Genomic DNA, 21064 nt, shown 5'->3' with positions numbered 1-21064 from the left:
ATATGAGGAGGCTGAAATCATGAAAAAAATAAGAGTGGCCGTGATCGGCTGCGGCGCGATCGCGCAAAGAAGACATATCCCGGAGTATGCGGTGAATCCGAACGTGGAGCTGGTTGCTTTTTGCGACCCGATTCCCGATCGCGCGCAAATGTGCGCGGAGCCCTATTCTGCTCAAGCGTTCACCGATTATGAAGACATGCTGCGCGAGGTCAAGCCGGATGCGGTCAGTGTGTGTACGCCTAACATTCTGCATGCTCCGGCGACCATCGCCGCAGCCAACGCAGGGGCTCACGTCCTGGTAGAAAAACCGATAGCGGCAACCGAAGAGGAAGCGCAAGCGATGATCGAGGCGGCCAGGAGGAACGGGGTTTACTTGATGGTCGGACACAATCAAAGGCTGATGCCTCCGCATAGGAAAGCGAAGGAGATTCTGCAATCGGGCAAGCTCGGCAAAGTGCTGACTTTCCGGACCTCGTTCGGTCATCCCGGTCCGGAGAGGTGGAGTGTAGACGGACGGGACAGCTGGTTTTTCCGCAAGGATGAGGCGATCATGGGAGCAATGGGCGACCTTGGGGTGCATAAATCCGATCTGATCCGGTACTTTCTGGAAGACGAAGTGGCTGAAGTGGCTGCCATCATCGATACGCTGCACAAAGAAGATACGGCCGTCGATGATAACGCCGCCTGCGTGCTGCGGATGAAAAGCGGTGCGATCGGGACCTTGGCGGCCAGCTGGACGTACTACAAAGGCGAAGACAACAGCACCGTATTTTGGTGCGAGAACGGCGTCATGAAGGTGGGTACGCATCCGGAGGATCAGGTGATTGTCGAGCTGCGCGACGGTACTGTAGAACGGTACAAAGTCGGAGCCATCGCTACGAATGAGAAACAGACCGCAAGCGGCGTGATCGACGCCTTCGTAGATTGCCTTGTAACGGGCAAAGCACCGGATATCTCCGGGGAAGAAGGGCTGAAATCATTGAAGGTGATATTAGGCGCATTCAAATCTTATGCGACCGGCCAAATCGTCAAATTGTCATAGACAAGACACTGTGCGGCATCGTGGCAAACATTGGATAATCTGCTAATCCGCTAATCTGCGGCTGCACAGCAATAGGAAGCCTGAGGCGAGAGAACGCCCTGGGCTTTTTTCCATTCCGTGGACCTTAATGTGGAGGATATACCGGAAATCTGTTTCGGCCAGGCTGTTTTTTTGACACATCTATTATATAATAATTGAAAAACAGGATATTACAGTTTGCATGGAGGTGTTTCGGGAATGAGTGAAGAGCCGCAGGAGCTGCTCACCAAGCATGAGCAGATTATCCGATATATCGCCGAGCTTAACGTCGGGACGCGCATATCCGTACGTAAAATCGCCAAAGCGCTGGAGGTCAGCGAAGGAACCGCGTATCGCGCCATCAAGGAAGCGGAGAATCAGGGGCTTGTCAGTACGAAGGAGCGCACAGGAACCGTAAGGGTAGATCGCAAGCAGCGGCAAAATATCGACAAGCTGACCTTTGCGGAGGTGGTGAGCATGGTGGACGGCGAAGTGCTGGGCGGGGCTGGAGGATTGGAGAAAACGCTCCACAAGTTTGTCATCGGCGCCATGCAGCAGGATGCGATGATGCGGTACATCGAGCCCGGAAGCCTGCTGCTCGTAGGCAACCGCAACAAGGCTCATATGGGCGCGCTGGAGCAGGGCGCAGGGGTGCTCATTACCGGCGGATTCGATACCGCTCCGGAGGTGAAGCGGTTGGCGGATGAACTCGAATTGCCGCTGATCAGCAGCAGCTATGATACGTTCACCGTGGCGACAATGATCAACCGGGCCATCTACGACCGGCTGATCAAGAAGCAAATCATGCTGGTGGAGGATATCATCCGCACCGATGCCCCCGTCAGCAGCTTGCGCAGCTATAACACGGTTGCCGACATGGAAAAGCTGATGGAGGAGACGGGGTATAACCGGTTTCCGGTGGTGGATGAATGGAACCGGCCGATCGGGATTGTCACGACGAAGGATGTGGTCGGAGCGGAACCGGACCAGACGGTGGACCGGCTTATGACGCGCCATCCCATCACAATCCATCCGCAGGCTTCCGTCGCTTCCGCCGCGCATATCATGGTGTGGGAAGGCATCGAGCTCTTGCCGGTGATCGATACGAACCGCAAAATGATAGGGGTCATCAGCCGTCAGGAGGTGCTGAAGGCCATGCAGTACATCCAGATGCAGCCGCAAAACGGAGAAACCTTCGAGGATTTGATATGGTCGGGATTCGAGGACCGGAGAGACGACGAGGGCAAACTGTATTTCCGCGGGACGATCACGGCGCAGATGACGAATCATCTCGGCACGGTCTCCGAGGGTGTGCTGACCACCATCATGACACAGGTCGCTTACCGGACCGCCAAGGAGCATAAGAAGGGCGATCTCATTCTGGATAATTTCTCCGGTTATTTTCTGAAGCCGGTTCAAATCGACAGCGTCATTGAAATTTTTCCTACGGTTATTGAAGTCAGCCGGCGCTTTTGCAAGATTGATATTGAGATTTTCCACAGCGGCGCCCGCGTGGCCAAAGCCATGCTGACCGCCCGCGTTATTGAACAGTCTTAGGCGGTCGGTAAAACGGCAAAGGGACAGTCTGAAACGATCGCTCGCGGCGGGCGGAAGTCGATTGGGCCACGGCATTTTTGGCTCCATCATACCGGGCTGCCGATAATGGTCGCCGGATTTCGGCTCGAAATCGCACAGCTTGCCTTGCATAACTGAACTTAAAAAGAACCTGATGGTCATCTGCCGTCAGGTTCTTTGGATTATTCCGCATACACCGCGGTCCCGCTGACCGCTACCATTAACATGCCTTCCCGAATCACCTCGTAATCAATGTCAACGCCGACCACGGCATTGGCGCCTATACGTACGGCTTGGGATTTCATTTCCTCAATCGCAATATCGCGCGCTTCCTTCAGCTTGCTTTCGTAAGCTCCGGACCGGCCGCCGACAATATCGGTGATGGAAGCGAACAAGTCGCGTACGATATTGGCCCCCATAATGGCTTCGCCGTTGACTAAACCAAGATAACGGATAATCGTTTGACCTTCTAAGGTATTTGTGGTGGTCACAATCATGGAATCGACTCCTTCCCTAGAATAAACTGCATATATGGTATACGCCAATGACTGGAAAAGGATTCAGTAGAATCCGCCGAAGCCTATCCAAGCTGCTTCAGCTGGTCTAAAATATTCGTAACTCAACTTTCGCAGCATGAAATCGGCAAACAAGCCTTGATGTAACTGGGCAAAACGGCAATCCATTGCTGGAGTTGACGCTGTATCAGAGCCGAAAGCTTTTTGCCGGCCTTCGTGGCAATTTCGTTGATGAGATCGAGCAATTGTTGTAAGGCAACCGCCCAATCGAGCGTACCGACTTCGTCGCATAGCAAATAAAACAAGCCTCCGAAGGAGCGCGCATCGGTGCTTTGCCGATGCTGCCAAGCCAGCAGGATGTAGCGCGAAAACACAAGCGTCGTATGGCTGATCAGCAAATCATAGGAGCGGCCTTGAAACTCTTTTTGCAAACGAAGCAGTGATTTGGTGCACTTGAAGAAGACCTCAATGTCCCAGCGAATCGCGTAGATGCGGATCACGTCCTCTACGGAAAGGGAAAGGTCTGTCGTCAAAATAGCGAGCCATTCATTCTTCTTCGTACGATGACGAACGAACACCACGCGAACCGGAATGTCTGGGGCAAGCTCGGTTCGAATGCAGCGGAGAATGCCACGCTTGTTGCTCACCACAGGAAACGCTGCCGCGTACAGTTCTTTGAGCGACAGCTTCCGGCCTTGAACCAGGAAACGCTTATTGTCATTCTTGACCATGCCGATCACGTCGAGCCCGCGGGCAATGACTTCGCCAATGAGAGGCGCATGCGTAAACCAGCTGTCCATCAAGACGTAGGAGGCGGTCGCCCCTGCTGCCAAAGCGCGATCCAGCATGGACGCAATGACCTGCGGAGCCGATCGGAGCGATTCCTGACGGCGCTTGTAGCCGTGCGATCGTTTGTCGATGTTCTCGCTCATGCCGTTGATGGCAGACTTGCTTGAACTGAGCAGCGCGAAGTCGAGCGGCAAGAAGGTATGCCCGTCGGACCAGCCCATGGTGAGCATACGAAATCCTTTGTAATAAGCGCCGGTGGCATGATCTTTGAATCGGGCGAGCAACTCAACAGCCTTGCTGCGATTGCGTTCGAACATCGAATCGTCAACGATGAAGACGGTGTCCCGGTCGACAGACGTAAGAGTGCTGACCTTCCGTACCGTGGCAACACTGAGTGATGTCAGAAAGCGACGCCAGGCAAAGCCGGCATGATTGAGGAAGCGATACACCGCATCTTTGCCGGGAAACGATTCTCCCTTGCTGCTCTCGAGCAGACGAAACCAGTTCTTTTGATGAAACAACAGGACAAAGACGAGTTGGAACAGTCGGGCACAGCTGAAACCAAATCGCTTGCGCAACCCAGCTTGTCGAAGATGTTTCATGACGTTCAGTTCTTGAAAAGCAGACTTTAATTCGTTTGGCAGTTGATTAAGATCGGGCTGATGGTCTATCATGATGGAAGACACCTCTTCTGTTTGATAGTGATTGCTCGCACTTTCACTTTACCAAACGAAGCGGTGTTTTTCTATTTTGCAAGCCATGTATCTGATTGCTTAGTAGCCCTGTGGCTGCAAGGATTTAGGCTAGTTTTTGCTCTGCGAAAGTTGAGTTATCTAACTTTACGGCGATTCTGTTCACAGCAGCAGTCCTTATCTTCCTATTGGTCATCGGGATTATGATTGTCAAACGCAAGATAACGACACAATGGCTAAAGCGTGCGATAAACACATATCAGGAAGCAGCCTCACAATTGAATGCGATCATCGTCTCCGACACGTTTAAAGATGTAGAGCTGGGATTTGCTAAGGGCGAGACTCATCAACGGTTGAAAGAACTGGAGCAGGCCGTTTTTTCGCTGCACGAAAAATCAGAGCGGCTGCAAAAGCGGCTTCAGGCTCAAAAAGCTGCCTTTTTCTCTCTTGTGGATCCTTTGGTTCAGGCCAAAAATTTGCTGCATGAAACGAATGAATTTTCGCATCGCGTAGATCAGATTATTTTTGATCTGTCCAGAATGAATAAAGAGGTAAAAGAAGCCAGAGAGCTGCTGCGTCAAGCGGAAGAGAAACTTGCTGCGACTTCTGGGATGATACACTCGCTGACCGACAAAACGGGTTTTCCTTTAGATGAGCTGAAGGAACAGCTCCACCAGGCCGAAACCTTATTTCGTCAAGCGAGTCAATTAGCGGCATTCGATGCCATTCAGTCGAAGCATGAAGGGACCCGGGTATGCAGGACCTTGGACTCTTTACGCCATAGAACGCAGCAATTGGAAAAAAATGCGGCCATCTTTCAAGAAATGCGCGATCGATTAACCAAACACGAAAACCATCTGCTGCAGCTGGCGGGGCAGGAATCGTTGCGAAATACGAACGTGGGCTTCATTCCCGTTCTGCGCCAAATCGACCCGATGATGCAAAAGCTGGGCGATTCGCTCCGATTAGGAAAGGATGTAAATCTTCGTGCTGCGGCAGAAGATATAGAAGCGATCATAAGAAAAGCTTCTGAGCGGGTTGAACAAGCTCGCAAACCAACGAAATAATATGCTGCATCCAAATGCCCCGCTGGTTTTCTCCCACCTTCGTCTATCCATACATCACAACGGCCCGGGCCTATTCACAAGGAACAGGTCCGGGCCATAACTAGTTCATCAGGATGAAGCCTCCTTCGATGGAGCGGCCGCAAATGATTTTGAAGCCGACTTCTCAACCGGTTCAACTCCTGCGGTCTTCAAGCCCCACTTGGCAGAGGTGTACAGAGAAAACCCAAGGATGGTAGCAATTAAGAATGCGCCTCCGGTATAAAAAGCAACCGTCAGTCCAAGCGATTGCCCCAACACCCCAAACATCGCCGGACTGATAATTTGTGAAAAGCGGTTCATTAACAGCCGCAGTCCCATCAGCTTTCCGCGATCCGATTCCTCCGTATCGTTCACCATGATCATCATACTCACCGGAAGATTAACCCCTACCGCACTGCCCATAATCATCACCAGAACGATGATCCCTGCCGTATGCAAAACGGCAACCGGCGTAAAGACGAGACAAACGGAAGCAATCAATCCGGCAAAGAGCAGGATTCGTTCCAAATGGGTCCTTTTCATGATCCAGCCCAGTGCAAATCTGGACAGCATTCCAGCTAAGCCTTGAGCCGATATGATGAGAGAGATCAGCAATGTCGTATATCCCATCTCGTCCAAATAGATGGGCACAAAGCTCGAAAACAGCACTTGGATATACATGATCAGGAAGGTTCCGATTAAACCGAACTGTACAGCCCGGTTTTTGGTCAAGTGGATTCCGCTCATGTAGCTGTCCTTGATTCCTTTGAACTTGAGCATCTCTTTGGCAGCCCGTTTACTGCCTTCCGAGGATTTCCGATACCCTTTGGCGATCAGCAATAAAAATATCAGGAACATCACGGATACCACACAAGCCGCTCCGAAGGTCACTTTATATCCGAGCAGCTTCGACGCGAACAGGGAAGTGAGCGCCCCGCCGATCAGCGGACCGAGCATCCCTCCTCCCGACATCCACATCGAGTATTTTTTGATATTTTCATTCCGTTCGTTCTTCGAGCCTTCGGATACCATCACCTGAAGGGAGGAAGCCATAATGATAATGCTGGCTCCCATAAGGAGCTGGGAAATCGCGAGCATGAACAAGCCGGTTGCCATCATGTTGGTGAATAGGGACAAGATCAGAAACACACTGCCAATCTTGAGCATTTTGATCGCGCCGATCAGATCGATCAATTGTCCTACCGGCATGGCGATAAAGATCGGGAGCAGTGAACGAAGCGTAACCATAAAGCCGATCGCCGCCATCGATGCTCCCAGCTCCTGAGCGTAAAGAGTAAAGAATGGCTGAGCCATACCGGTAATGGTGAAAAAAAAACCTCCGCCATAAATGGCAAATTTGCGGTAGAAGTCAGGAGACAGCATGGCAGGCTACCTTTCTCAACGCCATTTTTTCCGTTAAGGCCGGCTTTTCCTCCATACATTGTTCTGTCGCCATGGGACATCTTGTACTGAACGCGCAGCCTGCGGGAGGGTTGGCGGGACTCGGCATTTCACCCGACAGCAGCTTGATGCTTCGCCCCTCCTCCACGAAAGGATCGGGAACGGGAACGGCGGCAAGCAAAGCTTTCGTGTACGGATGAGCCGGATTCGTAAACACTTCTTCAGCGGGACCGAATTCTACAATCTCCCCCAAATACATAACGGCAATCGTGTCGCTAATGTAGCGAACCGTGGACAGGTCATGCGAGATGAATATAAAACTAAGCCCCATCTCCTCCTTCAGGTCACAGAGCAAATTAATAATTTGTGCGCGTACCGAAACGTCAAGCGCCGATGTCGGTTCATCAGCCACCACGACAGAAGGATTTAATGCAAGCGCCCGTGCGACCCCGACCCGCTGCCTTTGTCCACCGCTTAATTGACTCGGATACCGGTCCAGATAAGCAGGATCCAAGCCAACCTTCTGAATTAAATCTCTTACTTTCCGTTTCCTGTCTTCCCTCGTTCCGATTTTTTGGACATTCAGCGGCTCTGCGATAATATCTTCAATGCTCATCTTGGGATTAAAAGAGGAGTACGGGTCTTGAAATACGATTTGTATATTGCCACTGGCGTTGATGCTGCCTGAGGTAGGCTGTTCAAGCTGGAGCAGCATCCGCGCCGTCGTGCTTTTGCCGCAGCCGCTTTCACCTACAATCCCGATGGTCTCTCCTTGTTTTAAGGTTAGGTCGATCCCGTTCACGGCACGTATCTCCACCGATTTTTTCCATGGCAAGACGGACGTCTTCTTATAATGCTTCCGTAATTCCCGTATCTCAAGCACCACATCGGAACGCCCATGATTTCCTTCCTCTAAGTTCATAGCCGATTCCGCTATGTCGGCGGCTTCCTTTCTTCGCTGATAACTGAGCAGGTCCATTACCTTGTCTTCTCCATCGCCCATCAACCCTCTTAATTCCCAGCAAGCGGTCAACTGCTGTCCTCCCCTTACGGTCAATTCCGGTGTATTGTGATAACAGCGATCAGAAGCCACAGGACACCTTTCTTTATAAGCACAACCCAGAACAGGATATTTCATATCCGGCGGAAACCCTTGAATTTGCAGCAGACGCTCCCTTTTTTCTCCGCTGACACTCGGGATGGTCATAAGCAGGCTCTGCGTGTAAGGATGCTTAGGCTGCCCGAAAATCTCATGTACGGTACCGTACTCGACGATTTTACCGGCGTACATGACCGCCACCTTTTGCGCGAAGCGGGCAACCAAGCCCAAATCATGGGTGATAAAAACCATGGCGCTGCCCGTTTTCTCCGTAATGCTCTTCATGAGCTCCACGATCTGAGCCTGGATGGTCACATCCAGTGCAGTGGTCGGTTCGTCCGCAATAATCAGCTTCGGATTGCAGGAGATCGCCATGGCGATCATCACCCTTTGTCTCATACCGCCGCTCATTTCGAACGGATAAGACGTGATCCGTTTCTCCGCATCGGGAATACCGACGCTGCTCAATAATTGGATCGCATGCGCTCTGGCCTCTTTGGCCCCTAGCTTTAAGTGCTTCCGAATCGGAATGACCATTTGATCCTCAATCCGCATCACCGGATCAAGAGAGGCCATCGGATCCTGAAATACCGTTCCGATGGAGCTTCCGCGCAGCTTGTTGAGCCCTCCGTCACTCATGCCGATCAGTTCCTGCCCTTCCAGCTTCACACTGCCCGAAACGACCTTGCCCGGATGAGCGATCAACTGGATCAAAGACATCGCCATGGCGCTTTTGCCTGAACCGCTCTCGCCTACAATAGCCAGACGCTCACCTCGCTGCAAGTCGAAGGAAACCCCATTTACTGCTTTTACCGTGCCTGATTCCGTAAAAAAGTGTGTATGCAAATCGTGAACCTGCAGGACGGGTTCGTATGGACTCATCATGGGTTCCTTCTCCATGCCCTTCGCCTCCTTAGCTCTTGTTGATTCAGAGTGACACGCTATTTTCTTGCTTTCGGATCCAATGCCTCACGAATACCGTCGGATAAAAAGTGCAGCGCGATCGCAATCAGCAAAATGACAACACCCGGCAGTGTGGAAATCCACCAAGCCTGCTGCAGATATAATTGACCGTCCCGGATGATATTGCCCAAGGATGGAGCCGGAGGCAGTATCCCCAAACCGAGAAAGCTCAAGCTGGCTTCTACCAAAATCGCGTTCGCGGCGGCGATACTGGCGGCAACGAGCAGAGGCGCAATCGTATTGGGAACAATATGCTTCGCCATTAGCCAGCCCTGGGAAGCGTTGACCGTTCTGGCCGCATCAATGAACGTTCTGGACTTCAGACTCAGCACCAGCGAGCGCTGAAGACGGATAAATCGGGGCACATCGGCGAGAGCAATGGCGCAGATCACTGGGATCGTACCGGCCCCCATCACGGCAACCAAGCCGATCGCCAGCAGCAAAGAAGGGAAAGCCAAGAATATATCTACAATGCCCATAATAACACGATCGACGGTTTTGCCGAAGAATCCGGATATGGTCCCGAGGACTATGCCGAATACAAGAGCGATAGCCGCTACGCTTATACCGACCAGCATCGATACTTTGATACCTGACAATGTCCTGCTGAATACATCTCTGCCCAGCTTATCCGTACCGAAGGGATGCTCCAGCGTTGGGGAGGACAGGCTTTGCCGGACATTTGTCTCGAGAGGCGCTTGCAGCGGCAGTACTGGCGACAAAACGGCCAGCAGCAGAATGGGCGCCAGGATCAGCATGGCCCACATGGCTTTTTTATTCCTGGCAAACAACATGAAATAAGGAATTTTGATTCTTGACCATCGCGGCAATGCCGAAGCTTGCCCGATCATTGTCGTATGAACCGCTTCTTGTTTCACGCTCCATCCCTCCTATAAAATCGGTTGTTTTTAGAATTGAACTCTCGGATCAAACTTCTTGTATACCAGGTCCGTTAAGAAATTAATCGCCACAAACACGAAGGCATAAAATAAGATCACATTTTGAACAAGAGGATAGTCCCGGCTGTTGATGCCGTACACTAGGAGTGAGCCGATACCCGGTATGGAGAAGATAAACTCCACAATCACCGTACCGTTCAACAAATTGCCGAAGCTAAGTCCTACCACGGTGATAATGGGCAGCATCGCGTTTTTCAGGGCATGCCGGAATACCACAATGATTTCCGATGTTCCCATCGCTCTGGCCGTTCGGACATAATCCTCATTCAGTACCTCCAAAACGGCTGTCCGGGTAATTCTCGCCAAGGTCGCTATCTGAGTCAAAGCCAGCACCAGGATTGGCATTGCCACCCGCATGAAGAACATGACCGGATCGTCAAAGCTGATCGTACCGCTCGCAGGAAACAGTCGTAAATTAAGCGACAGGAACAGCATAAGCAGAAGCGCCGTCCAGAAGGAAGGCATCAGATCGACCACCATAGCCGCCCATGTAATGAGGTTATCCAACGCTTTCTTCCCCTTATGGGCCAGAAACGCGGCGATGGTTCCGAGCGGAATGGCGATGATCACCGAAAGCAGCACCGTAAACACGGCGACGATCAACGTAATGGGTAAAGCCTTTAGCAGCAAACCGGCAATCGGCAGCGAGGTGGTGATCGTCGTACCCAAATCCAGACTAAGAATACTTTTCAGATATTCGATATACTGAGACCAGAGAGGGGCATTGAGTCCGAGCTTCTCCCTTAATTCCTCCAGCGCCTCGGCCGAAAGGCTGTCTCCGGCGATCGCTGCAGCAGGATCGCCGGGAATGAGCCGAATGGAGAAGAACACGAGAGTCACCACACCGAACATCGTTACAAGCAGCTGTAATCCTTTTTTCATGGTGTAGCTGATCATCGCGGTTCACCACCTGGAATGTTATTTGATATCTACTTCATAGAAATTAACCTGTGCCAGCTTGTTTATGACCACACCGTCAATATTAGGTTTGCTTGGCCAGAATACGTTCCCTCCAAAGGTCGGCAAATACGGAAGCTCAGTCATGGCAATCTTCTGTATTTCTTCATATAGAACCTTCCGCTTCTCGGGATCGATTTCTGCACGCACCGCCTCCAGCTTACCCGTGACTTCGGGATTGTTGTATCTCGCGCCATTCAAGCCTTTTGGAGAAATATTATCCGGATGCAGGAAACTGAATAAAATCATATCCGGGTTGACTGCCGGCAGGAGACGAGTAGCCGTTTCGAACTCACCCCGGTTACGCTTTTGATTGAAGGTGGGCGTATCGACCAACTCAAATTCCAATTCAATTCCTACCGCCTTGAGATATTCCTGCTCCAGCTGCATTTGATCCGTTACGCCTGTTGCGGAAGTGGCCAGATTTTTGATTTTAATTCCGTTCGCATATCCCGCTGCTTGCAAGAGCTGCTTCGCCTTTTCAGGGTTATACTCATATACCGGCACATTTTTGCTGTACCCTTCCATCCACTCCGGCATCAGATTGGCGGCGCCCATTTGGAGATTCGGAGTCACGCCTTCAGCGATCGCCTGGAAGTCCACTGCGTGTGCCCAAGCTTGACGCACTTTGGGATTCGATAAAATCGGGTGCTCCAAATTGAATACTTTAAGGGAAACGGCATAGTTGTCGACCCGGTTCATTTTGAAGCCCGCTTTCTCCAGCGTATCCAAATTTTCCTCGCGGTTGGTACGCATCAACAAGTCAATTTCTCCATTTTGCAAAGCGATGGTAGCGGTAGCGTCGTCTTTCATAATCGAGAAAACAAGCTTGCTGATCGGAGCCGGCCCTTTGTAGTACTCCTCATGCCGTACGAGGACGATCTCCGAAGTCGGATCGATCTTCTCCGCCGCATAAGGGCCTGTTCCGACCGGATTCCAGCGGATCTTGTCTCCAAACTCCTCGACCGCTTCTTTCTTTACAATCTGACCTTGGTGGTAGTTCGCGACCTGATGCAGGAAATTGCCGTCAGGCTTCTTGAGCTTAACAACGAACGTATGCGCATCCGGCGCTTCAAAGCTCTCCACGTTGTTGAATTCTGCCGCATAGGGCGATGCGGTTGCCGGATCCAAAATACGATTATAGGAATATAACACATCTGCAGAAGTAAACTCGCCGTAGCCTTTTTGCCATTTCACGCCCTTGCGAAGCTGGAACTTCCATGTTTGGTTATCCGAGGTCTCCCACGATTCCGCCAAATCCGGTATAATGGCGCCGGTTTTGGAATCGTAGGTTGTCAGTCCGCTAAAAATATTAAACGCGATATTCTCGTTTTCAATCCGGAATATATTCGCCGGGTCAAAGCCGGCCGGATCATCGTAAAAGCGGACCTTCAGTACCTTTTCCCCCGAGCCTGCCGCCTCGCCGGAGCTTGCTCCTGCATTCTGAGTCCCTTCCGGCGTGCTGCCTCCGCTGGTTTCACATCCCGTCAAAAACATCATCACGATCAGGAAACAGGTAAAGCCCAATTTCCAAGTTCTCATTGGATTCTCCCCCTCTTTTTACGAATCATAGCTCCAACCGGCGAATTACGATGAAACAAGATTTTTGTTCTTTGCGCCAATCTCCTTGAAATATTGGATAGTATCGGACAAATTCACTACATCCGCGTACTTTTGATGCATATCGTACAAATTGATCCAATGAGATGATTCGGTTCGGTCGAATACACATTCTTCGACAACCCCCATTTTGAGTCGATGCGTCGCACCGTCGACAACCGATGCCCGAACGCACCCGCTGGTCGTCTCTCCGCAGCAGATGACCGTATCGATTCCAAGACTCACCAGGTGATAAGCTAACGGCGTTCCTTGGAATGCGCTTGGAGCCGACTTTTCTATTACCAATTCCCCTTCGAGCGGCTTCACTTCATCGACGATTTGCGAGCCTAAACTTCGAAGCTCCTCCGGCAATCCTCGTCGCGATGTCCTGGCAATCCACGGTTTGATCGGCGCCGACAGCCCTTTGATGTGTATCACGGTAATATCGTTGTCTCTAGCGACAGCAAGCAATTCCGCGGTTCGGTCCACCGCCTCCCATCCTTCAAGACCGGTGCTCCCCGGCCATGTTTTCATGGACTCGAAGATCGGCTCCCGTTTGGTTCCAAGCACACTGTAGTATATATCGATGAGCAGCAGCGCCGGCTTGACTCCAAATCCTCTCCGTTCCTTTTTTCCCCACAATTCATCATGCTGCTTATCTCGCTCCGACAAATAACGGTCCCATCCTTTTGAACTCATAATACCGATCTCCTCCTCAATTTTATGTTATATTAGTTATCATAAACATTACTTAAATCTTCTGTGATTCCATCATATTTACTTTTCATCTGGATGTAAATAACTGAAACTGAATCAATTTATTCACATTTTGAATGAAAACGAATTCAAATTCTTCTTTTTTCACATTTTGACTACTTAATTTTTCCCAATTTATTATTCAGTTTACATTTTTGTGTTATAATATATATCACAATATTCTAAAGGGGCGGTTGATTTGAATATCGAGCATATTGTGACTTTCCTAAAGGTTTATCAAGTCGGAAGCTTTCAACAAGCGGCTAATCAATTGTATTTGCCCCAGCCGACCGTGTCCCACCGCATCAGTCAGTTGGAGAAAGAACTAGGCCATTCCCTGCTGATCCGCGCAAAAGGAAAAATTAGGCTAACGGAGGAAGGCAAGGCTTTTTTGCCTTATGCACGTTCTATCATCGGCGCCATTCAAGAGGGAAGGGAAGCCGTAGATCATGTCAAATCAGGAACGACAGGGAAGCTTTCAATTGGCTGCAACAGCTCGGTCGCATCCAGCATTCTTCCGCAGGTAATGGATTCCTTCACCTCCAAGCACGCCAACGTATCCATTAAGGTATATTGTTATGCAACTTCGGAGCTGGTGCGGTTAATGAAAAGCAGAACGTTCCAGCTCGGGATCACGCGTTATACAAGCAATGACCCCGATTTAAACTATCGGCTTGTGTACAGTGAGCCCATGATGCTCTATGTGTCTCCACAGCACCGATTCGCCCAACACAAGAAAATCGCCTTGGAAGAAATCCTGCAGGAGCCGCTCATTACTTATCAGAAAGATACTCAATCCCGCAAGCTCATTGATGTCACGCTCAATCAACTGAACCTGAATTATAAACCTAAATTCGAATCCAATAATTTGAGCTTGCTCAAGCATTTTATTCAAATGAATTTTGGCGTTCTTTTTTCCGGTCCTTCGTATATGAAAAGTGAAGTCAAAAAAAACGAGCTGGTCCAAATCGAAATTGAACGCAACCCGTTTCCTTTAAGCCAGTTATTTATCGTCTACCGAGAAGGGGAATTGAACAGCATTGATCAATTATTCATCCGCTACTTCGAGGATGAAATGAACGATCAATGCAATCGGCCAGCGGCTCCTGCCTCCGCAAGCTCATCCAGCATCAAATAAGTCGTTAATCCCGGACTGGCAGCAGTTTTCCTTGGAGAAACCGGTCATGAGCCGAAGATCATGCAGCTTAAACCAAAGCCTTCAGTCCGGTCTTTCCCAATCGATTGGATCTCATTCATTCCATTCCGACCGCTTGAGCCGGTTGTCGCTGTGAAAGATGCCCCAACAATTCATCCACATGCATCACGTCCGCATACTTGTGATGCAAATCGAACAAGCTTACCTGATGCGAAATCGGGCTCCGGTCGAAGCAGCACTCTTCCACCACTACCGTATGATAACCATGGGAATAGGCGTCTACTACACTCGCCCGTACACAACCGCTCGTGGATTCACCGACAACAATCAAGCTGTCTACCCCAAGGAGTGTCAAATAAGCGCTTAACGGCGTGGCATGAAAGGCGCTGGCCCGCGTCTTGCAAATGATCAAATCTTCCGGCTGCGGACTGAATTCCGAAAAAATCTCATAGGCGTCCTCACTAATGGAAGACGATTTCCGTTTCGTCGCGGATACCTTGCGGCTGTTGGAGCGCGTCATCCTGTCGCTGGTGAGATAGATGACCGGCCATTGCAGCGAGCGAACCGCGTCGAACACCCGCTTCGTCGGCTCAATGGCATCCCATGCATGAATGCCGCAGGAACTGGGAAACTCCTTCTGCAATTCAATGACCGGGAGAGGACCTCCCTGATACGCTAAATTATACAGATCGATCACCAGCAGCGCAGGCCGCTGCCCTACGAAAGTTTCCCGATGATACGGCTTATAAATTTCCAGCACTTCCTCCGGGATTAATTCTTTCCAACAATGATCTTCAAATGCATATTTCAAACGATATCACCCTTTCCGAGAAGTATTAGAGGCAGGGGTAAGCGAGGCGCTTTGACCTGCTCCGTATAAAAGTCATCCCAGCACATTTGCCCGTTTTCCGACGTCCTCCTTGGTTTAAAATGTATTTTCAATATTATCTTACGTCATGAAAATTAACATGTAAATTACGCAATTTGAATATGATCTTTCATTTTTTGAATGAATACGCACATAATCTCACACGAAAAGACCGCCTCGCTGTAGCAAGACGGTTTAAGAAACAGAGTAAAGCTTCATTATACTAATTCCTTTACCGGAATGCCCTCCGGCATTTCCTTGATTTCGACTGCTTCGCCTGCTTCGCGGCACAAGGTATAATACTCGTAATGGCCAATCACTCGGTAATCCCCCTGCATGACGCCGGGATAGGCACGGTTCACGGAATAAGCTTGGCTCCGATGGGCTTGGAGCGCCTTACCTTTTTGATTTCGGTAATTTTCTATATGAACCTTTGCCGTGATAGGGGTGGCGCCTGCAGGCGCTGACGCCGCGCAATGATCATAATAGTGAGGAATCGAAACATAATACAAGCTAGGCCAGCGCTCTCTCGGGAGCCGATGCTCTGCCGATTCCACCGCCTGCTCCGTAGCTTTGGAAATAGCAATATGATCAAGATGACCGGTAACCCCGTTCGGCGGAAACGTAATCACCAAGTCCGGCAGATGGTCACAAATGACTTCTTCGATCCGATGAGCGAGTTCATCCGGATTCTTCTCCTTCAATTTGCCGTCCGGATAACAAAGTAAAACCAAGTGCGACACTCCGAGAATAGAACAGGCCTGACGCAGCTCATTCTCGCGGTGAGCAGCCAACTCCTGCTTGGTTTGAAAACAGTATTCCCCCGATCTGCCCCCGCAGCCTGAAGTCGCACAGATCAGCAGGATATCGTGTCCCCGCTCCTTATATTTAGCTATCGTGCCTCCGCACCCGAACGACTCGTCGTCCGGGTGCGCGAATACAAATAAAAGCTTGCGTTTCATGGGCTTGGACTCCCCCTTTCTTCTTCCCCGCTATGTGCCAGCCTCAGCTTTCTCAGGTGAGACAGCCCCATGGCCATCACCCCGTAAATCGGCTCATTTTCCACCGAATCCAATACCGCGAGGGGAGCGTATTGAAGCAGCTGATCCATGAGGACACGATGCACCCATACATCGTTTTGTAAAACGCCGCCCTGTAGAACGACCTTAAATGCACTCTGTCTTATGCCTAATTTGTCGATGACCGCTTTAGCTCCCATGTACAATTCGCTGCCCGCCATAGACAAAATGCGCTGCGATACGGTATCGCCTTGGGCAGCTGCCAGACTAACCAGCCGGGAAAGCTCGCCCACCTTTTCTACAGAATAATCGGAGCCGTACACCCAATTAAACAAAGCTTCAGGTGTGGCTAATCCCAGATGTGATATGACCCGATCACCAAGCCGGCTTGTCTCCCCGCGCCCGTCCTCGGCTTTAAGAATGGAGATGATCGCTTGCTTGCCGATCCAATAACCGCTGCCCTCGTCACCGACCCGGTGACCCCAACCGCCAGCTCTGGCCGTCATTCCATTTACGTTGATCCCATAGACGATCGATCCCGTCCCGGCAATAACCAGAATGCCCGGTTTACCGCCGGTTGCTCCCAAAAGGGCAGCGAATCCATCATTTTCGACAACAAGGTGCTTTACTTTTATACCCAGGCTGGTCAATACCTCCCGAACCAACCGGATCAGGACGCCCCGGTCATGTTCCGTATCTAACCCGGCAAGGCCGAAGACTGCACATTCCACTTCGATATCCTTATCCGCCTGCTTCTGCTGATTCTCCTGCGATACAACCCATTCCTTGATAGCTGTTTCAATGGCAAGACGAATTTCCTGAGCGGCCGCTTCTCTGCCGATTCCTTGGTAATTGCACGAACCCGCCCTGCCCTGTGCCAAACGATTTCCGTGCTCGTCTATCAGTACCGCAAGACATTTGGTGCCTCCTCCATCTACCGCAAGCAAGGGAATGACATGCTGCTTTGCCATCAGGCTTCACTCCATCCCGCCATCACAACATCCAAGCGCTCCAGCGCCGATCTGCGCTTGTCTTGCGTCTCCTGCAGCCATTTGCTTAAAGCGGTCTGCTGATGCTTGCGTTCTTCCAGCATTCGTTTCATTTCCGTCGGACCCGGCCCCCCGGGGAGCGTACGGATATGAACAAAATGAACCGGATTCAGGGATTGCTTCAGCGTTTCCTCATCCAGAAGCAGACGGCGTTCAATCACCTGAAGAGCAGCTTCATTCACCATCTCCAGAGATACCTCGCTTGCGGCTAACCCTTCTGCCATAGCCTTTTTCACCACGCTGCTGACAATATGATGCGCTTTCCGGAAGGACAGGCCGTCCGTCCGAACCAACGTATCCGCAAGTTCAGTTACCGTGGCGAAACTTCCCTCAGCCCGCTGGAGAAGCTTCTCTTTATTCACCTCCAACGTACCGATCACCACCGATAGCAGCCGGTACATCTGATCCATGATCTCCAAGCTTCTCCAAGCGTAGGGCTGCATATCGTCTTCCGTGTCTACGATATCCCCGAAGGGCGTGTTATGCATCATCGAAAGCACGGTATTCGCACTGCCCGCGCAGCTGGACAATAGAGAACGCATATGCTCAAAGGATACGGGATTTCTTTTTTGCGGCATAATGGAGCTGATCTGCACATAAGGGGCGGAAACCTTCACGGCTCCGAACTCCTGCGTACACCATAACAGTAAATCCTGCACCACACGACCCAAATTAATGGCAGCCAGCTGGAGCGCCGTGGCGACTTCGCCGAGGTAATCCGCTCCGCCTATAGCGTCATAGGAATTTTCGACCAGCTCATCAAAGGCCAGCAGCTCCATCATCCGCTCCCGGCTGATCGAGAAGCCTGAAGTCGTCATCGCCGCCGCTCCCATACTGCTTCGGTTGCAGTTCGCATAGGCAGCCTTCATCCGGCGAATATCCCGAGTGAGTGAATCCGCAGCAGCGGTAATATAGTGTGCCATCGTCGTCGGCTGGGCCTGCTGGGTATGCGTATAGCCTATCATCACCGTTTCCGCATGCTCCTCTGCGAAAGCAAGCAGATGTTCTCTTAACCGGAGAGCGGAGGCCATCGTGTGCCATAGCTTTTCCCGAAGCACCATCCGGTATATCGCTACACCCATATCATTACGGCTTCGCGCCAGATGCAAATTCCCTGCAATGTCTCCGGCCTTCTCCAGAAGCTCGCTTTCCACTTGAAAAAACAAATCCTCGAACTCGCCCGTATACGGCGATTGCCTTATCTTGTCCAACGAAAGAGCGGTAATCGCTTTGGCAATTTGCTTCGCTTCCTCCAACGTCATGAGCTTCTGCTCGTAAAGCATGATCAAGTGCGCTTTATGAATAGCCATCATCGGACCCAGCAAATGACGTTTGGCCTCGTTGAACGCAGGCTCCAGCACAACCTCCGTATATGTTTTTCCCGGAAACACGCTGCCTTCCGTTTGTAAAATCCGTTCACGGTAATCCATGATGTCGATCCCCCTCTCCATCCATCCCGTAATCCACATTCGCTCTTTCTTCATCCAACGCGGATGGTTTAGCAGCGTCCCGGCCATCCAGCCACTTGCGGATCAACTCATTCATATGCTTTGCCGCTTCTTCCACGATGACCTTTCCCGCTTCAAGGGAGATTTGATGAATGCATCCTGTGTAACCATTCCAGCCCTGCGGTTCGCCTTCAACCAGAACGTAAGGAAGCGGCGACAGCGCCCGACCGGAATGCAGCTCCGGATCGGAGGCTTCAACAGATACCAGCTCGGGTCGAAACGCCTTGACCGCAGACATTTCATAAGGTCCGCCATGTCCCCGGCCGGCAGTGTTATGAACTCAACTTTCGCAGCATGAAATCGGCAAACAAGCCTTGATGTAACTGGGCAAAACGGCAATCCATTGCTGGAGTTGACGCTGTATCAGAGCCGAAAGCTTTTTGCCGGCCTTCGTGGCAATTTCGTTGATGAGATCGAGCAATTGTTGTAAGGCAACCGCCCAATCGAGCGTACCGACTTCGTCGCATAGCAAATAAAACAAGCCTCCGAAGGAGCGCGCATCGGTGCTTTGCCGATGCTGCCAAGCCAGCAGGATGTAGCGCGAAAACACAAGTGTCGTATGGCTGATCAGCAAATCATAGGAGCGGCCTTGAAACTCTTTTTGCAAACGAAGCAGTGATTTGGTGCACTTGAAGAAGACCTCAATGTCCCAGCGAATCGCGTAGATGCGGATCACGTCCTCTACGGAAAGGGAAAGGTCTGTCGTCAAAATAGCGAGCCATTCATTCTTCTTCGTACGATGACGAACGAACACCACGCGAACCGGAATGTCTGGGGCAAGCTCGGTTCGAATGCAGCGGAGAATGCCACGCTTGTTGCTCACCACAGGAAACGCTGCCGCGTACAGTTCTTTGAGCGACAGCTTCCGGCCTTGAACCAGGAAACGCTTATTGTCATTCTTGACCATGCCGATCACGTCGAGCCCGCGGGCAATGACTTCGCCAATGAGAGGCGCATGCGTAAACCAGCTGTCCATCAAGACGTAGGAGGCGGTCGCCCCTGCTGCCAAAGCGCGATCCAGCATGGACGCAATGACCTGCGGAGCCGATCGGAGCGATTCCTGACGGCGCTTGTAGCCGTGCGATCGTTTGTCGATGTTCTCGCTCATGCCGTTGATGGCAGACTTGCTTGAACTGAGCAGCGCGAAGTCGAGCGGCAAGAAGGTATGCCCGTCGGACCAGCCCATGGTGAGCATACGAAATCCTTTGTAATAAGCGCCGGTGGCATGATCTTTGAATCGGGCGAGCAACTCAACAGCCTTGCTGCGATTGCGTTCGAACATCGAATCGTCAACGATGAAGACGGTGTCCCGGTCGACAGACGTAAGAGTGCTGACCTTCCGTACCGTGGCGACACTGAGTGATGTCAGAAAGCGACGCCAGGCAAAGCCGGCATGATTGAGGAAGCGATACACCGCATCTTTGCCGGGAAACGATTCTCCCTTGCTGCTCTCGAGCAGACGAAACCAGTTCTTTTGATGAAACAACAGGACAAAGACGAGTTGGAACAGTCGGGCACAGCTGAAACCAAATCGCTTGCGCAACCCAGCTTGTCGAAGATGTTTCATGACGTTCAGTTCTTGAAAAGCAGACTTTAATTCGTTTGGCAGTTGATTAAGATCGGGCTGATGGTCTATCATGATGGAAGACACCTCTTCTGTTTGATAGTGATTGCTCGCACTTTCACTTTACCAAACGAAGCGGTGTTTTTCTATTTTGCAAGCCATGTATCTGATTGCTTAGTAGCCCTGTGGCTGCAAGGATTTAGGCTAGTTTTTGCTCTGCGAAAGTTGAGTTCGTAATAATAGTTATTTTTATTATAACGAACCCCAAATCGCTGCGTAAACCGGGCCGGTCTGTATTGGAGAAGGCGAAAACCGGGGAGACCGGGCGCATTCTTTCATGGAGCATTCTTGTTGATTCGGGCAATTTACGGTACTTTATATATAGCAGCTTCATCCCGGAAAATGAAGGTGCCTCGGGGGAGGCTCTGAAAGCGGTCATTCCCAATTCGT

The 21064-nt window shown here is 51.0% G+C and carries 18 protein-coding genes; 4 read left to right on the top strand and 14 right to left on the bottom strand.

From position 1 onward, the window contains the following. Window positions 1-19 precede the first annotated feature (19 nt). Together BLT35_RS18760 and BLT35_RS18755 are read left to right on the top strand one after the other, a co-directional pair. Window positions 20-1042 (top strand): Gfo/Idh/MocA family protein, encoded by a 1023-nt coding sequence (locus tag BLT35_RS18760; RefSeq protein ID WP_074729406.1) that lies wholly within the window; start codon window positions 20-22, stop codon window positions 1040-1042. Between the two features lie 237 nt (window positions 1043-1279). Beyond that, entirely contained in the window at window positions 1280-2617 is a 1338-nt protein-coding gene (locus BLT35_RS18755) for a DRTGG domain-containing protein (RefSeq protein WP_062409517.1), read from the top strand. A 200-nt stretch (window positions 2618-2817) separates the two neighbouring features. On the opposite strand, the gene BLT35_RS18750 is transcribed toward BLT35_RS18755, so the two are convergent. Both BLT35_RS18750 and BLT35_RS18745 read right to left on the bottom strand, forming a co-directional pair. Then, window positions 2818-3132, bottom strand: coding sequence for a YbjQ family protein (locus BLT35_RS18750; RefSeq protein ID WP_054817456.1), 315 nt, complete (start codon window positions 3130-3132; stop codon window positions 2818-2820). Window positions 3133-3254: 122 nt separating this feature from the next. Beyond that, a complete protein-coding gene (locus tag BLT35_RS18745; RefSeq protein WP_028406325.1) occupies window positions 3255-4613 on the bottom strand; it encodes an IS4 family transposase in 1359 nt (452 codons plus the stop codon). Between the two features lie 221 nt (window positions 4614-4834). Here BLT35_RS18745 and BLT35_RS18740 point away from each other — a divergent pair, with 221 nt between their 5' ends. Beyond that, the gene (locus tag BLT35_RS18740; RefSeq protein ID WP_175472015.1) at window positions 4835-5698 is read left to right on the top strand and encodes a hypothetical protein; all 864 of its coding nucleotides are present in this window, start codon (window positions 4835-4837) and stop codon (window positions 5696-5698) included. Between the two features lie 108 nt (window positions 5699-5806). Here the strand turns inward: BLT35_RS18740 and BLT35_RS18735 are convergent, their stop codons facing one another. The 6 genes from BLT35_RS18735 to BLT35_RS18710 are packed head-to-tail and all read right to left on the bottom strand — an operon-like array spanning window position 5807 to window position 13393. Continuing rightward, window positions 5807-7099, bottom strand: coding sequence for an MFS transporter (locus BLT35_RS18735; protein ID WP_074729402.1), 1293 nt, complete (start codon window positions 7097-7099; stop codon window positions 5807-5809). Then, window positions 7086-9116: an ABC transporter ATP-binding protein gene (locus BLT35_RS18730; RefSeq protein WP_083351340.1), complete on the bottom strand. Its 2031-nt coding sequence runs from the start codon at window positions 9114-9116 to the stop codon at window positions 7086-7088. The genes BLT35_RS18735 and BLT35_RS18730 overlap by 14 nt, the downstream gene beginning before the upstream one ends. Window positions 9117-9157: 41 nt before the next feature. Beyond that, the gene (locus tag BLT35_RS18725) at window positions 9158-10057 is read right to left on the bottom strand and encodes an ABC transporter permease (protein WP_083351339.1); all 900 of its coding nucleotides are present in this window, start codon (window positions 10055-10057) and stop codon (window positions 9158-9160) included. 30 nt (window positions 10058-10087) lie between these two features. After that, window positions 10088-11035, bottom strand: coding sequence for an ABC transporter permease (locus tag BLT35_RS18720; protein WP_074729400.1), 948 nt, complete (start codon window positions 11033-11035; stop codon window positions 10088-10090). Window positions 11036-11056: 21 nt separating this feature from the next. Continuing rightward, entirely contained in the window at window positions 11057-12637 is a 1581-nt protein-coding gene (locus BLT35_RS18715) for an ABC transporter substrate-binding protein (RefSeq protein WP_074729398.1), read from the bottom strand. Window positions 12638-12682: 45 nt separating this feature from the next. Next, window positions 12683-13393: an isochorismatase family protein gene (locus tag BLT35_RS18710; protein WP_074729396.1), complete on the bottom strand. Its 711-nt coding sequence runs from the start codon at window positions 13391-13393 to the stop codon at window positions 12683-12685. Window positions 13394-13649: 256 nt separating this feature from the next. Between BLT35_RS18710 and BLT35_RS18705 the strand changes: the two genes are divergently transcribed. Then, the gene (locus tag BLT35_RS18705; RefSeq protein WP_074729394.1) at window positions 13650-14588 is read left to right on the top strand and encodes a LysR family transcriptional regulator; all 939 of its coding nucleotides are present in this window, start codon (window positions 13650-13652) and stop codon (window positions 14586-14588) included. A gap of 115 nt (window positions 14589-14703) precedes the next feature. On the opposite strand, the gene BLT35_RS18700 is transcribed toward BLT35_RS18705, so the two are convergent. From BLT35_RS18700 to BLT35_RS18675, 6 genes are all read right to left on the bottom strand, one after another. Further along, window positions 14704-15417 (bottom strand): isochorismatase family protein, encoded by a 714-nt coding sequence (locus tag BLT35_RS18700; protein ID WP_074729392.1) that lies wholly within the window; start codon window positions 15415-15417, stop codon window positions 14704-14706. 275 nt (window positions 15418-15692) lie between these two features. Then, window positions 15693-16436, bottom strand: coding sequence for a PIG-L deacetylase family protein (locus tag BLT35_RS18695; RefSeq protein ID WP_074729390.1), 744 nt, complete (start codon window positions 16434-16436; stop codon window positions 15693-15695). Beyond that, a complete protein-coding gene (locus BLT35_RS18690; RefSeq protein WP_074729388.1) occupies window positions 16433-17464 on the bottom strand; it encodes an N-acetylglucosamine kinase in 1032 nt (343 codons plus the stop codon). Before BLT35_RS18690 ends, BLT35_RS18695 begins: the two co-directional genes overlap by 4 nt. Continuing rightward, complete coding sequence (gene argH, locus BLT35_RS18685) at window positions 17464-18972, bottom strand: argininosuccinate lyase (protein WP_074729386.1); 1509 nt, start codon at window positions 18970-18972, stop codon at window positions 17464-17466. Before argH ends, BLT35_RS18690 begins: the two co-directional genes overlap by 1 nt. Beyond that, entirely contained in the window at window positions 18959-19288 is a 330-nt protein-coding gene (locus BLT35_RS18680) for a hypothetical protein (RefSeq protein WP_254777613.1), read from the bottom strand. Before BLT35_RS18680 ends, argH begins: the two co-directional genes overlap by 14 nt. A 42-nt stretch (window positions 19289-19330) precedes the next feature. After that, window positions 19331-20689 carry an IS4 family transposase gene (locus BLT35_RS18675; protein ID WP_028406325.1) on the bottom strand — a complete coding sequence of 453 codons (1359 nt, stop codon included), beginning with the start codon at window positions 20687-20689 and terminating at the stop codon, window positions 19331-19333. Between the last annotated feature and the right edge of the window lie 375 nt (window positions 20690-21064).

Origin of the sequence: Paenibacillus naphthalenovorans, assembly GCF_900099895.1 — a bacterium.
Taxonomy (GTDB): Bacteria; Bacillota; Bacilli; order Paenibacillales; family NBRC-103111; genus Paenibacillus_G; species Paenibacillus_G naphthalenovorans.
The sequence above is the reverse complement of the archived record's forward strand: the minus strand, read 5'-3'. Positions and strand labels throughout refer to the sequence as shown.

Excerpts from the sequence above, each read along its gene's own strand:
- BLT35_RS18720 (WP_074729400.1), bottom strand. The coding sequence starts at position 11,035 with ATGATCAGCTACACCATGAAAAAAGGATTACAGCTGCTTGTAACGATG.
- BLT35_RS18745 (WP_028406325.1), bottom strand. The coding sequence starts at position 4,613 with ATGATAGACCATCAGCCCGATCTTAATCAACTGCCAAACGAATTAAAG.
- BLT35_RS18710 (WP_074729396.1), bottom strand. The coding sequence starts at position 13,393 with ATGAGTTCAAAAGGATGGGACCGTTATTTGTCGGAGCGAGATAAGCAG.
- argH (WP_074729386.1), bottom strand. The coding sequence starts at position 18,972 with ATGGATTACCGTGAACGGATTTTACAAACGGAAGGCAGCGTGTTTCCG.
- BLT35_RS18750 (WP_054817456.1), bottom strand. The coding sequence starts at position 3,132 with ATGATTGTGACCACCACAAATACCTTAGAAGGTCAAACGATTATCCGT.
- BLT35_RS18675 (WP_028406325.1), bottom strand. The coding sequence starts at position 20,689 with ATGATAGACCATCAGCCCGATCTTAATCAACTGCCAAACGAATTAAAG.
- BLT35_RS18755 (WP_062409517.1), top strand. The coding sequence starts at position 1,280 with ATGAGTGAAGAGCCGCAGGAGCTGCTCACCAAGCATGAGCAGATTATC.
- BLT35_RS18680 (WP_254777613.1), bottom strand. The coding sequence starts at position 19,288 with ATGTCTGCGGTCAAGGCGTTTCGACCCGAGCTGGTATCTGTTGAAGCC.
- BLT35_RS18715 (WP_074729398.1), bottom strand. The coding sequence starts at position 12,637 with ATGAGAACTTGGAAATTGGGCTTTACCTGTTTCCTGATCGTGATGATG.
- BLT35_RS18735 (WP_074729402.1), bottom strand. The coding sequence starts at position 7,099 with ATGCTGTCTCCTGACTTCTACCGCAAATTTGCCATTTATGGCGGAGGT.
- BLT35_RS18695 (WP_074729390.1), bottom strand. The coding sequence starts at position 16,436 with ATGAAACGCAAGCTTTTATTTGTATTCGCGCACCCGGACGACGAGTCG.
- BLT35_RS18730 (WP_083351340.1), bottom strand. The coding sequence starts at position 9,116 with ATGGAGAAGGAACCCATGATGAGTCCATACGAACCCGTCCTGCAGGTT.
- BLT35_RS18690 (WP_074729388.1), bottom strand. The coding sequence starts at position 17,464 with ATGGCAAAGCAGCATGTCATTCCCTTGCTTGCGGTAGATGGAGGAGGC.
- BLT35_RS18740 (WP_175472015.1), top strand. The coding sequence starts at position 4,835 with ATGATTGTCAAACGCAAGATAACGACACAATGGCTAAAGCGTGCGATA.
- BLT35_RS18760 (WP_074729406.1), top strand. The coding sequence starts at position 20 with ATGAAAAAAATAAGAGTGGCCGTGATCGGCTGCGGCGCGATCGCGCAA.